General features: G+C 60.3%; 13 protein-coding genes. 5 read left to right on the top strand and 8 right to left on the bottom strand.

Annotation, left to right across the window (positions count from 1 at the left end; all coding sequences use genetic code 11):
• The first annotated feature begins 135 nt into the window (after positions 1–135).
• The 3 genes from ACBG85_RS22645 to ACBG85_RS22655 all read left to right on the top strand — a co-directional run bounded on the left by ACBG85_RS22645 (position 136) and on the right by ACBG85_RS22655 (position 3,278).
• Entirely contained in the window at positions 136–861 is a 726-nt protein-coding gene (locus tag ACBG85_RS22645; protein WP_372024955.1) for a GntR family transcriptional regulator, read from the top strand.
• A 108-nt stretch (positions 862–969) separates the two neighbouring features.
• The gene (locus ACBG85_RS22650; protein WP_058226165.1) at positions 970–2,544 is read left to right on the top strand and encodes an NCS1 family nucleobase:cation symporter-1; all 1,575 of its coding nucleotides are present in this window, start codon (positions 970–972) and stop codon (positions 2,542–2,544) included.
• A gap of 5 nt (positions 2,545–2,549) precedes the next feature.
• Positions 2,550–3,278 (top strand): aspartate/glutamate racemase family protein, encoded by a 729-nt coding sequence (locus ACBG85_RS22655; RefSeq protein WP_007733934.1) that lies wholly within the window; start codon positions 2,550–2,552, stop codon positions 3,276–3,278.
• Here the strand turns inward: ACBG85_RS22655 and ACBG85_RS22660 are convergent.
• Together ACBG85_RS22660 and ACBG85_RS22665 are read right to left on the bottom strand one after the other, a co-directional pair.
• A complete protein-coding gene (locus ACBG85_RS22660) occupies positions 3,245–4,420 on the bottom strand; it encodes an MFS transporter (protein ID WP_054188920.1) in 1,176 nt (391 codons plus the stop codon). The two genes, ACBG85_RS22655 and ACBG85_RS22660, sit on opposite strands and share 34 nt — an antisense overlap.
• A 98-nt stretch (positions 4,421–4,518) precedes the next feature.
• Positions 4,519–4,830 carry a helix-turn-helix transcriptional regulator gene (locus ACBG85_RS22665; protein ID WP_007733929.1) on the bottom strand — a complete coding sequence of 104 codons (312 nt, stop codon included), beginning with the start codon at positions 4,828–4,830 and terminating at the stop codon, positions 4,519–4,521.
• A 338-nt stretch (positions 4,831–5,168) separates the two neighbouring features.
• On the opposite strand from ACBG85_RS22665, the gene ACBG85_RS22670 reads away from it, so the two are divergent.
• Complete coding sequence (locus ACBG85_RS22670) at positions 5,169–6,419, top strand: MCE family protein (RefSeq protein ID WP_020908890.1); 1,251 nt, start codon at positions 5,169–5,171, stop codon at positions 6,417–6,419.
• 82 nt (positions 6,420–6,501) lie between these two features.
• On the top strand, positions 6,502–7,257 hold the full coding sequence (locus tag ACBG85_RS22675; RefSeq protein ID WP_030535277.1) for a class I SAM-dependent methyltransferase: 756 nt from the start codon (positions 6,502–6,504) through the stop codon (positions 7,255–7,257).
• Positions 7,258–7,300: 43 nt separating this feature from the next.
• Here ACBG85_RS22675 and ACBG85_RS22680 read toward each other — a convergent pair whose 3' ends face one another.
• From ACBG85_RS22680 to alc, 6 genes are all read right to left on the bottom strand, one after another.
• Positions 7,301–8,053, bottom strand: a complete 753-nt coding sequence (locus tag ACBG85_RS22680) for a MerR family transcriptional regulator (protein WP_030535276.1) — start codon at positions 8,051–8,053, stop codon at positions 7,301–7,303.
• Between the two features lie 75 nt (positions 8,054–8,128).
• Entirely contained in the window at positions 8,129–9,616 is a 1,488-nt protein-coding gene (locus tag ACBG85_RS22685; RefSeq protein ID WP_007733920.1) for an NAD(P)/FAD-dependent oxidoreductase, read from the bottom strand.
• The gene (locus tag ACBG85_RS22690; RefSeq protein ID WP_030535274.1) at positions 9,613–10,533 is read right to left on the bottom strand and encodes a hypothetical protein; all 921 of its coding nucleotides are present in this window, start codon (positions 10,531–10,533) and stop codon (positions 9,613–9,615) included. The genes ACBG85_RS22685 and ACBG85_RS22690 overlap by 4 nt, the downstream gene beginning before the upstream one ends.
• A 1-nt stretch (position 10,534) precedes the next feature.
• Positions 10,535–11,446, bottom strand: coding sequence for an SDR family NAD(P)-dependent oxidoreductase (locus tag ACBG85_RS22695; RefSeq protein WP_328599330.1), 912 nt, complete (start codon positions 11,444–11,446; stop codon positions 10,535–10,537).
• Positions 11,447–11,615: 169 nt separating this feature from the next.
• Positions 11,616–12,545: an allantoinase PuuE gene (puuE, locus tag ACBG85_RS22700; protein ID WP_003940421.1), complete on the bottom strand. Its 930-nt coding sequence runs from the start codon at positions 12,543–12,545 to the stop codon at positions 11,616–11,618.
• A 16-nt stretch (positions 12,546–12,561) separates the two neighbouring features.
• Positions 12,562–13,548, bottom strand: a complete 987-nt coding sequence (gene alc / locus ACBG85_RS22705; RefSeq protein ID WP_118603226.1) for an allantoicase — start codon at positions 13,546–13,548, stop codon at positions 12,562–12,564.
• Positions 13,549–13,550: the final 2 nt, after the last annotated feature.

Below are 13,550 nucleotides of genomic sequence, written 5' to 3' on the forward strand. Positions count from 1 at the left end.
GAGCAGCACTCACGCGAGCATGTGATCGGAGCCCACTTGTTCTCCCCCGAGTGCGAGATGCACGACGGCCACACCGGTGTCACGCAGACGAAACAACGTATTCCTACTCTGGCAGACAGACGAAGGGAGAGCGACATGCCGCCGCGCCGTAGATCGGTACTGCTGACGCAACTGGTAATCGATGCTCCCGGAAGTCCCCAACAAACGATCCTCGACGAACTGCGGCGAGTGATTCTGTCGGGTTCGGCGCCTCCGGGTACCCCGATTCCTCTCGGCGACGTGGCTGATGTGTTCGGTGTCAGTCGAATACCTGTGCGGGAATCACTGAAAACACTGGTCGGAGAGTCCTTGGTCGACCATCGACATCAATTCGGCTACACCGTTGCTCAGCTGACGCCGGCAGAACTGCGAGAGATGTACATCGTCCGCGAAACTCTCGAATCAGCTGCATTGGCCGTCGCCGTCGAGCAGGCAACCGAAGAGGATCACGAACACGCCGTCGAGGCGAACTCCCGTTTGGAGATCGCGTTGCGCTACGACGACTCTCAGTCCTATCACTGTGAGAGCCGAAACTTTCATCTCGCACTGACCCGACCGTCGCAAATGCTTCGACTTCTGCACATGTTCGAAGCTGCCTGGAACATCACCGAACCTGTACAGCCGATGGTCCATGTTGCCGGCGTCGATCGCCAGGTTCTGCACTCCGATCACACCGCGATGCTGGACGCATTCCTGCGTCGGGACGCATCCGCACTTCTGAGCGCTTCCGAAATCCATCATCGCCGACTCGATACCGTGATCGCGACTCTACCGACAGACACCGGTCTATTGGCCGAAAAAGATATACCGATCACGCAATAGTCGTGCAACACAGCATCGATACCTTTCTCTCAACACAGTTTTCATCACTGACGCTGAGAGCTCGTGGCACCGTCCGCTGATTTCCTGCACTGATGCACAGGAGCTGTCATGACCGACATTCTTCCGTCCCGAACGACCACTACCCCCACTCCCCCAAAGGAAACCGGATCGGGTGACCTTGTCGAAGCCGCGGGTCACCCTGTCGGAAGCGGCCTGATCAAGCCGGGCTACGACCCTCGTTTGACCAACGAGGACTTGGCGCCGCTTCGCAAGCAGACCTGGTCGTCGTACAACATCTTCGCCTTCTGGATGTCCGACGTACACAGCGTCGGCGGATATGTCACTGCCGGTAGTCTTTTCGCACTGGGATTGGCCAGCTGGCAAGTACTCGTCGCCCTGCTGGTCGGTATCACGATCGTCTACTTCTTCTGCAATCTCGTCGCCAAGCCCAGCCAAGTTACCGGCGTGCCGTATCCGGTGATCTGCCGCAGCGTGTTCGGCGTCCTCGGCGCGAACATCCCGGCAATCATTCGTGGCCTGATTGCCGTGGCTTGGTATGGAATTCAAACCTTCCTCGCTTCAGCAGCCCTCGATGTCGTACTGATCAAACTCTTTCCGTCACTCGCGCCCTATGCCGTCGTCGAAGACTACGGATTCGCCGGACTCTCCGCACTGGGCTGGGGAAGTTTCATGCTCCTGTGGGTACTTCAGGCCTGTGTCTTCTGGCGAGGCATGGAATCGATCCGCCGCTTCATCGACTTCTGCGGGCCGGCTGTGTATGTCGTGATGTTCATGCTGTGCGGCTACCTGATCTACAAGGCAGGCTGGAGCGCCATCGATCTCACGCTCGGCGACGTCAAGTACTCGGGTTTCGACGCCGTGCCGGTCATGCTCGGTGCGATCGCTCTGGTTGTCTCGTACTTCTCCGGACCGATGCTCAACTTCGGCGACTTCTCCCGCTACGGAAAGTCGTTCGCTGCCGTCAAGAAGGGCAACTTCCTCGGTTTGCCGTTGAACTTCCTCGTATTCTCGGTGTTGGTCGTCGTCACTGCATCGTTGACGCTGCCGGTGTACGGCGAACTGATCACCGATCCCGTTGCGACCGTTGCACGAATCGACAGCACCTTCGCCATCGTTCTCGGCGCACTCACCTTCACCATCGCCACGATCGGCATCAACATCGTGGCCAACTTCATTTCCCCGGCCTTCGACTTCTCCAACGTGAGTCCGCAGAAGATCAGCTGGCGCGCCGGCGGAATGATCGCAGCGATCGGCTCGATCCTCATCACGCCGTGGAACTTGTACAACAATCCGGACGTCATTCACTACACACTCGAAACCCTCGGAGCCTTCATCGGTCCGCTGTTCGGAATTCTGATTGCCGACTACTACCTCGTGCGCAAGCAGAAGGTCATCGTCGACGAACTGTTCAGCATGTCGCCGACCGGAACCTACTGGTACAGCAAGGGATACAACCCTGCTGCAGTGATCGCCACCGTGGTGGGAGCCGTCGTCGCGATGGTCCCGGTCCTGGGCAAGGACCTCACCGGGATGTACACCGCAGCGCAGTACAGCTGGTTCATCGGTTGTGGGCTCGGATTCACCGTCTATTACCTACTCGCCGCGCGCTCTTCCTCAGCTGTCCGGAATGCTTCCTCTCCCGACACTGTGACGGTCGACTGATCGTCATGAGAATCAAGGTGATCAACCCCAACACCACGTGGGCGATGACCGCCAAGATCGAGGAATGTGCCCGGACCGTCGCAGGCTCGGGCACATTCGTCGAGGCTGTCAGCCCTGCCATGGGTCCCGCGTCGATCGAAAGCCACTACGACGAAGCTCTCAGCGTCCCCGGAATCCTGACCGAGATCGCCGCCGGAGAAAAGAACGAAGTCGACGGCTACGTCATCGCTTGCTTCGGTGACCCAGGTCTGGATGCAGCCCGAGAGTTGGCCAAGGGCCCCGTCGTAGCTGTTGCCGAAGCGGCCATGAACTACGCAAGTTTCCTGGGTCGCGGATTCAGCATCGTGACCACTCTCGGTCGAACCCGCGGCCGCGCAGCCGATCTGGTGGACCGGTACGGCATGCAGGCTCGGTGCCGGGGTATCCACTCCTGCGAGATTCCGGTTCTGGAACTCGATCGTGATCCCGACGCGCGAAAGGTGATCTTGGAAGCCTGTTTCGACGCATTGGAGCAAGACGACTCGGACGTCCTCGTGCTGGGTTGCGCCGGCATGGCGGACCTGTGCCAGGACTTGTCCGACGAACTGGGTGTCCCGGTAGTCGACGGCGTTGCCGCTGGGGTCACGATGGTTCAGTCGTTGGTCACCCTCGGGCTGTCGACCAGTTCGCGCGGCGAGTTCGCACGCCCACTTCCCAAGAACTACACCGGTACACTGACACCGTTCTCGCTGTGAGCGTGCCTGAGCGAGAGTCGAACACCTGTCACCAGCAGCGCCAGGATCGCGAACAATACTCCAGCCCAGACTAATTGGCGGGTTTCGAAATGCGCGAGAAACAGTCCACCGACCGCAGTGCCGAGCGTGATCCCCAGGTTGGAGAACGAGATGAAAAGGCTGTTGCCGAATTCAGGCGCGTCGACTGCGTCTCGCCCCATCCAGCTCTGCGAAACCACCAGTCCACCGGAATGCACTACACCCCAAACCAACACGGCTACAACCATCGCGCCGAAGTACGGGCCCGCCAGATAGAGCATCACGTAGACGACGATATACAGCAAGGGAAAAGCCACAACCGTGCGCACCACCGCCTTGGCGAGCAGAGCCCCGAAGACGAAGTTGCCGAAGATCATCACGACACCGAAAGCCAAGAGCATCGCGCTGATCCACGATCCGCTCATGCCGGTCACTTCGCCGAGGTATTCGGCAAAGTATCCGTACACCGAGAACATGGCTGCGAAGACGAAGGTGACGGAAAGAATGGTCAACCACACGCGCGGCCGGCGAAGTATCCCGACCTGTGCACCGTACGACAGGCGTTGTGTCACAGGAGCCGAGGGCAGAAGTACGACAATCCCGAAAAACGCGAGAACGTTGACCACGGCGCCGAACACGAATGCTGTCGACACCGAAAAGTTCTCGGCCAAATAGGACGTCAAGGGCACGCCGAACGCGAATCCGACTGTGACGCCTGCAAATACCTTGGTCACCGCGGCGGTCGCCTGTTCCGGCGATACCAGACGAACCGCACTTGCAAGCGCGACAGCGAAGAAGACCGGATGAACCACGGCGGGGATGATCCGAAATGCAAACATCACCTCGAAACTCGATGTGGTCGCATACACCACATTGGAGACCGCAAAGACTGCAATCGCCACCAACAGAACGGTTCTCCTGTTGATTCCCGAGGTGATCAGCGTTGTGAACGGACCGGTCACCGCCACGACGAGTGCAAACACACCGACCAACCATCCGGCAGTCGACGTGGTGATACCGAACTTTTCGCTGATCTGAGGCAGAACCCCGATAATGCCCATCTCCGTAGTGATGATTCCGAATACACCCAACGCCAGAACCGGTATCAACAATTTCGACTTCACGACACACTCCTCACTACTACGTCACACAAGACAGTTACATATCTAGATATGTAGATATATTTGGTTGAACAAACAGGCCGACGAGGGCAATTCGGCCGCTACAGCTTTTCGCGAACGAATTCCCTGAACTCGCCGATCACGGATTCGTTTCGTCGGTAATACGTCCACTTCCCGATGCGCTCGGACTCGAGCAGACCCACATCTTTCATGCCCTGCAGGTACCCCGAGATCACCGACTGGGCAAGTCCCGATCGCCCCTGGATGTCACCCACACAGACTCCGATGTGAAACCCGAGATCCTGCTGCGTATACGAGTCCTCGTCGAAATACTTCGCCGGGTGCGCGAGCCACTCCATGATCTGCAGGCGAGTCGGGTTGGACAGCGCCTTGAAGATCGCCAAAGCATCCATGGACCACACCCCTCTGCACGACAACCGGAACGCATCTACTTTTATGGATATGTTTGGCGAAGTCAAGCCCGATCCGGACCGAAAGCCGTCTGCATCACATCGAAGCATTCGAAGTGAGCTGCGACACTTACGTTTCGACGACCTGCGGAAATCTCAGCGCCGACTTTCTATCTGTGACGACTTGTTTATAGTTATCGCCAACAACGAATTGCCGGAAGTTTTCGGTTCACCTCAGAACGTCCGTGGGTGAACACAATTCGCTCAACACCAGCCGTACCCGGCTTGTCATTCGGGAGTCGAACCATGAACACACCGCATCAGTTCAGGGTCGTCACCTCATGGTGATGTCGAAGCTCGCCAAATGGCAGCTGGTCGCCCTCGTCGTGGTTGCACTCCTGGGCTTGATCTATGTCGGAGCGAAATACGTACGGCTGGACAATCTTCTGGGATTCGGCCAATACACGGTCAAAACCGAACTGGCGACGTCCGGTGGCATCTTCACCAACGCCGAAGTGACCTATCGCGGTGTACCCGTCGGACGCGTCGGTGACATGTCGCTCACGTCCGACGGAATCGAAGTCGACCTGTTGATCGACAGCAGTGCTCCTCAGATTCCCGCATCCGCGCGGGCCGTGGTGGCCAATCGCTCAGCCATCGGCGAGCAGTACGTCGACCTTCAGCCCGATACCGACCAGGGCCCGTTCCTCGAAGACGGCTCGGTGATCGCCGTGGGCGACACAACCACGCCGATCCCGATCGAGAATGTCTTGACCAGCGCCAACGGTCTGGTGCACTCCGTTCCGGTCGACGCACTCCACACCGTCGCGAAAGAACTCGGCGCGGCATTCAACGGCAAGGGCGAAGATCTGCAGGTACTTGCCGACTCGCTGTCGGGGATCTCCCAGTCGGGCCTCGACACCCTTCCCCAGACCCTCGGACTGATCCGCGACAGCCAGACGGTGCTCACGACCCAGTCCGATCAATCGTCGGCGATCAAGCAGTTCAGCACCGACCTCGACGCACTGACGGCGCAATTGCGCACCAGCGACCCCGACATCCGACGCGTGATCGACAACGGCATACCGGCCAGCGAACAAGTCGGCTCTCTCGTCACCGAAGCCGGCCCCGCGCTCACGACCAACCTCTCCAACCTCTCCGCCGTTGCAGCGGCAGCCGCACCGACACTGCCCTCGCTGCAGCCCTTCCTGCTCTTCCTGCCTGCGCTCGCCGGGGCGGCGCCCACCGTTGCACCGGGAGACGGCACAGTACATCTGGGCTTGGTACTCGAGACCAACAACCCGCTCTCGTGCACCGTCGGTTACGAAGGGACCATGGCGATCCTCGACGAGATGAAGCGCAAGGACCCGAACTTCGACGACACGACGCAGAACTTCCCGTTGAACACTGCCGCCAACTGCCAGGCACCTCAGGGCAGCGAAACGGGAGTTCGTAGCGCCAACCGCATCGCGTTCGCCGACCCGAACACCTCGCAACCGTGGGACAGCAAGCCCAAGGTGGACCCGGACAAGCTCAACCTGAACCCGATTGCCACTCAACTCGCACCGATGCTCGGCGCCACCCCGAAGTAGCCGTAAACAACTGGCACCGTCGACCCTCCGCGACGATGATGATGTGATGTCGGAAGGAACGCCTGAAGGCGAGTCACAGAGCATGTCACGAGGTTTCGACGAACTTGTCGCCGAAGCGGAATCCGCCTCCGTCGACGGGTGGGATTTCTCGTGGCTCGACGGACGCGCCACGGAGCAGCGTCCGTCGTGGGGGTACCAGAGGCTGATGGGTGAACGTCTCGGCCGCGCCGGCGCCGCATTGGACATCCAGACCGGCGGCGGCGAAGTCCTCGCCGCTGCACCGTCACTCCCGCCGGTGATGGCAGCAACCGAATCATGGCCACCGAACATCGCCAAGGCCACCGCCCTTCTGCGTCCCCGAGGTGTGGTGGTGGTCGCCGATCCGGACGAGCCGCCCCTACCGTTCGCCGATTCGGCTTTCGACCTGGTGACCAGCCGACACCCAGCGACGGTGTGGTGGACCGAAATCGCGCGGGTACTCGAACCGGGAGGAACGTACTTCGCTCAACATGTGGGTCACGCCAGCGTGTTCGAACTGGTCGAGTACTTTCTCGGTCCTCAGCCGCAGGCTCGTCGCGGACGGCACCACGAGGACGAAACTGCCGACGCGATTGAGGCCGGGCTCACCGTCGTCGACCTTCGTTTCGAGCGTCTGCGCATGGAATTCTTCGACATCGGCGCCGTTGTCTACTTCTTACGCAAGGTGATCTGGATGGTTCCGGGATTCACCGTCGCGCAGTATCGGGACCGGCTCCGCGAACTCGATCAGCAGATCCGTCGCGACGGATCTTTTGTCGCGCACTCGAGTCGATTCCTGATCGAGGCACGCAAGAGCTGAGCGCACCGCGACGGGCCGCACATCCCGAACGTGATCGATGCTGCTAGTCGGACTCGTCGGCGTCGCTCCGCGAGCCGATCGCAGCGGCAAGATAGTCGCCGAGTTCACGCTGAAGGTTCGCGTCGAGTGCCCGGGCCAGTGCCGAATGTACCGACGCCACACCGAGTTCACGCATCGTCTGGAGCATCTCGGCTGTTCCGGCAACCTCGTCGCCCTCCGGGAGCCAACCGACCCCGTGCTGATCGACGATGCGATCCTTCGCCGCCTGAATCAGGTCTTTGGCGATCCCGTCCACAGCGTTGTGAAGCTTTTCGTGCACATCGACCAGTTGATCGAGAGTGAAACCGTAGTCGAGGAGACTCGAAAATCCGCTGAGCAAAGCAGGATCGGTGAAAACGCAGTTCTCTCCTTCGATCTGTACCAGTCCGAGATCTACGAGACGATCCAGTTGACCATCTGCATCTCCCCCGAGAAACTCGCGTACGACGGCCATCTCGATACTCACGGTGTCGCTGCGGGACCATGGTTCGGTGACCGCGTGCTGCAGACCCAGCACCTCTGTCAGGTCTTTCCCGCTTTCCCACCCGGTGATGAAGTCGTCGATATGCGCAGTGGTGAAACCTCGTTGAAGAAGCGTGTCGATCAGCTTGAGGCGTTCGAGGTGCGCGTCGCCGTAGATGCCTACCCGCCCACGCTTCTCCGGCGGAGGAAGCAATCCACGTTCCTGATATGCCCGTACATTCCGCGAGGTGGTGCCCGCAGCGCGCGCTAGATCGTCGATGCGGTACTCGGTCACCGCCTCGTCTCCTCTGCCGCGTCGGTCGTCACGATTCCAACTTAGTGGCAACACCAGGCCGATCAGAACCCGGGATCAGGTCTGCGCGGTGTCTTTCTCACGCACCGTGCTCGTGTAGTCCCGAAGATCCACCGATTTCAATTGGTTCACGTACTGGGTCGCGAAACCGGGAAACATAGTGGCATTGAATCCTTCGTCGGTGAGATACCAACTCGAACATCCCGAGTTCCACGTGGTCTTCGACAGCCGACGCTGCAACTCGACGTTGTACGCATCTTCGACATCTTGACGAACATCGAGTGCCTTGAGGTCGCGCTCGAGAACGATCTTGATCGCTTGGGCGAGATAGTCGAGTTGCGCTTCCATGTACACAAGGGCGGAGCTGTGCCCCGGACCCGAGTTGGGTCCGAAGGTGAAATACAGGTTGGGATAACCGGATACCGCAATGCTCTTGTACGCACGCGCCCCGGATTTCCACTCCTGAGCGAGCACACGTCCGTCCCGGCCGATGATCGGGACCGGTGTTCCGGTCTTGCAAACGTCGAAGCCGGTGGCGAAGACGATGCAGTCGAATTGATGCTCGATCCCTTCGACCGTGCGAATGCCATGTGGCGCCAATCTCGCGATCGGCCAGGTCACGAGTGTGCAATTGTCTTGCTGGAGAGCCGGGTAATACTCGCTGGTCATCAGCAACCGCTTGCACCCTGCCCGAAAGTCGGGAGTGAGTTGTCGCCGCAACCACGGGTCCTTCACCTGCATGCGCAGATGAAGACGCCCGACTGTTTCCACCACCCTCGTCAACGGGGATTCCCACACCACCCCGAGAGCTACCGATTCGTGTCCCCAGTACCAAGCCCGACGCGCCAGAGTCTGGACGACCGGATGACGACGGTACAGATCCTTCGTGCGAGATCGGGTGCGTAGGTTTGCTCGCGGCAATGCCCATCCCGGTGTTCGTTGGAAAACCTTCACTGATCGTGCAGTTTTCACGAGTTCAGGGACGATCTGGACGCCACTGGCCCCGGTTCCGATCACTGCGACCCGCTTGTCGGTGAAGTCGTAGTCATGGTCCCAGCGAGCACTGTGAATCTTGTGTCCTTCGTAGCTCTCCAAACCCGGAACAGCGGGAAAGCTGACGTTCGCCAGCGGACCGGACGCCATGACGACGGTCCGGGCAATGACCGCTTCACGGCCCTCGAGCGCGATCGCCCAGACACCTGTCTGCTCGTCCCACTCGACGCCCGTGACGTTGCACCGAAACCGAATCTTCGGCTCGAGGCCGAACTCTTTCACCATCGTTCGGATGTAGCCGAGGATCTCCGCGCTGGCCGAGTAGGTGTGCGACCAGTCCGGGTTCGGGGCGAAACTGTACGAGTACAGACGGGACGGAATGTCGCACGCAGCTCCCGGATACGTGTTGTCGCGCCACGTCCCGCCGACCTCCGTGCCGCGTTCGAGAACGACGAAGTCCTCGATACCGTTCTGCTTCAACCGAATCGCCGCTCCGATTCCTGCGAAACCTCCACCGATGATCGCCACTGACAGTGGCTCGGCAGTACTCATGCGAGTGGCTCGTACGTAAGTTCCTTGGCCCAGGTCGGCTCGGAATTGAGCCTGCTGCCGGAAAGTCGGCCAGTGACCTTGACCATCCGATCGGCAAGCAGATGGTAGGGATGGTTGCGATTGATGACCATGTTGCCGTGCCACTTCACCACCCGATACATCGGGACGCGGAGCGCGGCCGGACTCCGTTCGCCTACGTTCCTGAATCGCTTCATCGCGGTGTAGAGCCGTTCCTCGTTCACTCCCATGTCGACGATGTTGTCGCGCATCTTGTTCAGCAGCGGGATGTAGCGAAGTGTCCCGATGATCAACGCCGGATTCAACCAGGCGCCGACGGTTTCGACAACGAGCTTGCGCGTCGTCGAGTGCCCGAGCATCTCGATCACCGCAAAATCGACCGCCAGATGCCTGGACTCGTCTGCATTGATCTTCTTGAACACAGCCTGACAGACCGGATCCTCGATCTCGTCCATGATGAACTTGACCAGGGCTCCGTCGAGCGCCACCTCGAGCATCGGTATGACGGTCCCGAGAATCGAGAGCGACAAACCGTCGGAATGCTTGTCCAGCCAGTCGATGACGAGCTTGACGTTGATGTTGGGCTCGGGCATCTCGTCGCCGTCCAGCATTCCCCACCGACGCATCAGCGCGAGTTCGGCGTTGGCGTGCTTCTGTTCCTCGGCGTGGAAATGCCGATAGATGTCTCGGAGAGTTTCAGTCGGCGCCTTGAGAGCCATCGCAGCGAAGCCACGGGCACCGACGTTCTCGATCCACATCAGGTCCGACATGAACGGTTTCAGCTTCGCATGAAGCTCTGGACTGATCGTCTCGGCGCCCGGAGCATCCCAGTCGATGTCCACCAGAGCCCATTGGCGGTCCTTGATCTTGTGCAGCATGCCGTCGAAATCGAAGGACATGTCACGCTCCTTTCGTGCTCGGCGAGTTCGTCTCCGGCGCCGCCGAAGTTCCAGATGATCCCGACTTCTGTTTCGGTGCAAAGCGATTGAGAACTCCACAGCCCCACGTGTATGCAACGGGTAGATACCGTTTGAGTCGCCAGATCACCTTCGCATCGAACTGCGGCACCACGTAGAGTCGACCCTTGTCGTAGGCGTCGAGAGTGGTGACGGCGATGCGCTCCGGCGAAAAGCCGGTTCGCCGCATCAACGCTTGCGCCAATTGTGTTGCTTCCGCGGTGATTCGGCCGTCGAGAGCAACATTTGTCTTGACGAAGGTCGGACACAGCACCGTCACCCGCACTCCCGTACCGGCAAGTTCAGCGGACAAGGTCTCCGAGAGCGACATCACGGCGGCTTTACCGACGTTGTAGGGCGCCATCAGCGGCGCAGCCGCAAACCCAGCAGCCGAGGCCACGTTGATGAATCCCCCGGCGCCGCTCGCACGCAGTTGTGGAGCAAATATCTCACAGCCGTGCACGACACCCCACAGATTGATCCCGAGTGCCCACTCCCAATCGTCGAAACCGATCTCGCCCATCGGTTTTCCACCGATACCCACCCCGGCATTGTTGATCACCAACGAAAGCGGACCCGCAAGTTCGAGTTCCGCGAACAACGCCAGGTCCTGAACCTGCTCACGAATTGACACATCGCATTTGACGGCGTGCGCGGTACCACCGATCTCATCGATGAGTGCCACTGTTTCCTTGGCCCGTTCCAGCGAGATATCCGCGCAGATCACCTCACCGCCTCTGCGCGCCAACTCCAACGAAAAGGCACGGCCGATTCCGCTGCCGGCGCCGGTCACCACTGCGCGGGCATTGTGGGACACCTTCGATCCGCGGTTCTTGGTCGGTTTCTTGGTCGGCACCGGTCGGCTCACCTTGAAGACGCTTCGACTGCTGTGTGTTTCTCCATCTCCAAAGAGTCATCCACAACCGTGCCAGTTGTCAATGGCCTAGAATTCGATGGCGGAATACGCGGCAGTCGAACCAGTACCCGGACTGCTCGAATGAAGTCTTTTGTCGACCGACCGTGATCTAAACGGGGTGCGCGGTCTTCCAGTGCTCGGCGATGTCGATGCGCCGCGCGATCCAGACCTTCTCGTGTGACTGCACGTGGTCCAGAAATCGCTCGAGAGCGGCCGCACGGGCAGGGCGGCCGACTATGCGGCAGTGCAACCCGATCGAGAGCATCTTGGGCGATCCGGCCGTCCCCTCCGCATACAGCACGTCGAAGGCATCGCGTAGGTGCGCAAAGAACTGATCACCGCTGGGAAATCCTGCGGGAGAGGCGAAACGCATGTCGTTGGTGTCAAGGGTGTACGGGACGACCAGGTGCTTCACCGATTCTGCGCCACGCGGAACGTCGACCCAGTACGGCAGATCGTCGGCGTATGAATCGGAGTCGTAGACGAAGCCGCCGTGCTCGACCACCAATTCGCGGGTGTTCGGTGAATCGCGCCCGGTGTACCAACCGAGGGGCGCCGAACCCGTCAGATCTCGCAGAATCTGCACTGCCTCGGCCATGTCTGCGCGTTCGCGCTCGATGTCCACGGATTGGTAAGACTTCCAACGTAATCCGTGGCACGCGATCTCGTGGCCCAACTCCTGAAAAGCACTGACTGCTTCGGGGTTCCGCTGCATCGCTCGCGCCACCGCAAAGACGGTGAGAGGCAGGTTTCGCCGCTCGAAGGTTCGCAGTACACGCCACAACCCGGCCCGGGAGCCGTACTCGTACAGCGATTCCATGCTCATGTGTCGATTCGGAAATGCCTCTGCCGGAGTCATTTCCGACAGAAATGTTTCCGAAGCCGCGTCCCCGTCCAGGACGTTGTTCTCGGCTCCCTCTTCGTAGTTGAGCACGAACTGAACCGCTATCCGCGCGTCGCCGGGCCAGTGCGGATGCGGCGGATGAGGGCCGTACCCCACCATGTCCCGGGGATAGTCGTCGCGCGGATAGTCGCTCATGCCAACAACTTTACCGTCAGCGCCCGGAGATCACAGCGCGAGCAGCATCGGTGAGTACGCCGAAGACTCTCAGCCGCGCCAGGCCACCGTCCGGGAAGATGTCCAGACGAACATCGGTGACCTGGACTTCGGAATCGATCGGAAAGCGATGGCGCGTATCCGGACGCAGCGTCGTGCGCGGCAACAGTTCGATCCACTCCCCCTCCGACGTCCGCCCGGTCAGAGCGCCCTCACCTGGACTGTTTCCGAGGAAGTACGAGGTGTCGATCTCGACGAAACTCAGCACGCCTTCACCCGCGAGTTGTACTTGCACCCAGTCGTTTCCGTTGTCGCGGCGCCTGGCGGTCTCCCACCCGTCACCCATCGAAGCAGCGCGTCCGGGAAACAGGATGTTCTGCGGTGAGCTGTAGAACATGTTGGAGCAATCGGTCACGCGGCCACCGTTTTCGAGTGCTGCGAGGTCCAACGGCCCGGCATCGAGGAAACGCGGGTCCGGGCGCGCTTCGCCGTGAACACGGAATCTCGCCACGCCGCCGTCCGGGTAAATGGTCAGCTTGACGTGCGTCCACCGCTCCTCCGACGTCACCGAGAACGGATTCTCCGAGTCACCATGCACGGTCGAGCGCTCGACGATGGTTGTCCACTCACCGGATACGGCCAGGTCGGCGGGATCCGGATACCCCTCGACCGAGATTGCTTCCACCGAGATCTCGGGCGGGTAATTGCCCTTGAACCACGCGGTGTCGACCACGACGCCTCGCACCACTCCGGGAACACCGAGTCGGACGATCGCCTCGTCATGGCCTGCCACCCGGCGGCGACGCGTCTCCCAACCGTCGTACACCTGCCCCTTGTGACCGAACGTCGCCGGCTGGTACCCGGCCTTGCCTGGGCGGATCAGGGCCTCACGCTCGGCAAACGCCTCGTCGTTCGCCCAGATGACGGCTCCGCCGAGGGTGCGCAGTGCCAGATCGGGCAGCAAGGTGAATTCGGTGGTGCTCATCG

It is taken from the genome of Rhodococcus sp. NyZ502, assembly GCF_041464245.1.
GTDB classification, from domain to species: domain Bacteria; phylum Actinomycetota; class Actinomycetes; order Mycobacteriales; family Mycobacteriaceae; genus Rhodococcus_F; species Rhodococcus_F qingshengii.

Excerpts from the sequence above, each read along its gene's own strand:
- ACBG85_RS22655 (WP_007733934.1), top strand. The coding sequence starts at position 2,550 with ATGAGAATCAAGGTGATCAACCCCAACACCACGTGGGCGATGACCGCC.
- puuE (WP_003940421.1), bottom strand. The coding sequence starts at position 12,545 with ATGAGCGACTATCCGCGCGACGACTATCCCCGGGACATGGTGGGGTAC.
- ACBG85_RS22675 (WP_030535277.1), top strand. The coding sequence starts at position 6,502 with ATGTCACGAGGTTTCGACGAACTTGTCGCCGAAGCGGAATCCGCCTCC.
- ACBG85_RS22670 (WP_020908890.1), top strand. The coding sequence starts at position 5,169 with ATGGTGATGTCGAAGCTCGCCAAATGGCAGCTGGTCGCCCTCGTCGTG.
- alc (WP_118603226.1), bottom strand. The coding sequence starts at position 13,548 with ATGAGCACCACCGAATTCACCTTGCTGCCCGATCTGGCACTGCGCACC.
- ACBG85_RS22685 (WP_007733920.1), bottom strand. The coding sequence starts at position 9,616 with ATGAGTACTGCCGAGCCACTGTCAGTGGCGATCATCGGTGGAGGTTTC.
- ACBG85_RS22690 (WP_030535274.1), bottom strand. The coding sequence starts at position 10,533 with ATGTCCTTCGATTTCGACGGCATGCTGCACAAGATCAAGGACCGCCAA.
- ACBG85_RS22665 (WP_007733929.1), bottom strand. The coding sequence starts at position 4,830 with ATGGATGCTTTGGCGATCTTCAAGGCGCTGTCCAACCCGACTCGCCTG.
- ACBG85_RS22645 (WP_372024955.1), top strand. The coding sequence starts at position 136 with ATGCCGCCGCGCCGTAGATCGGTACTGCTGACGCAACTGGTAATCGAT.
- ACBG85_RS22650 (WP_058226165.1), top strand. The coding sequence starts at position 970 with ATGACCGACATTCTTCCGTCCCGAACGACCACTACCCCCACTCCCCCA.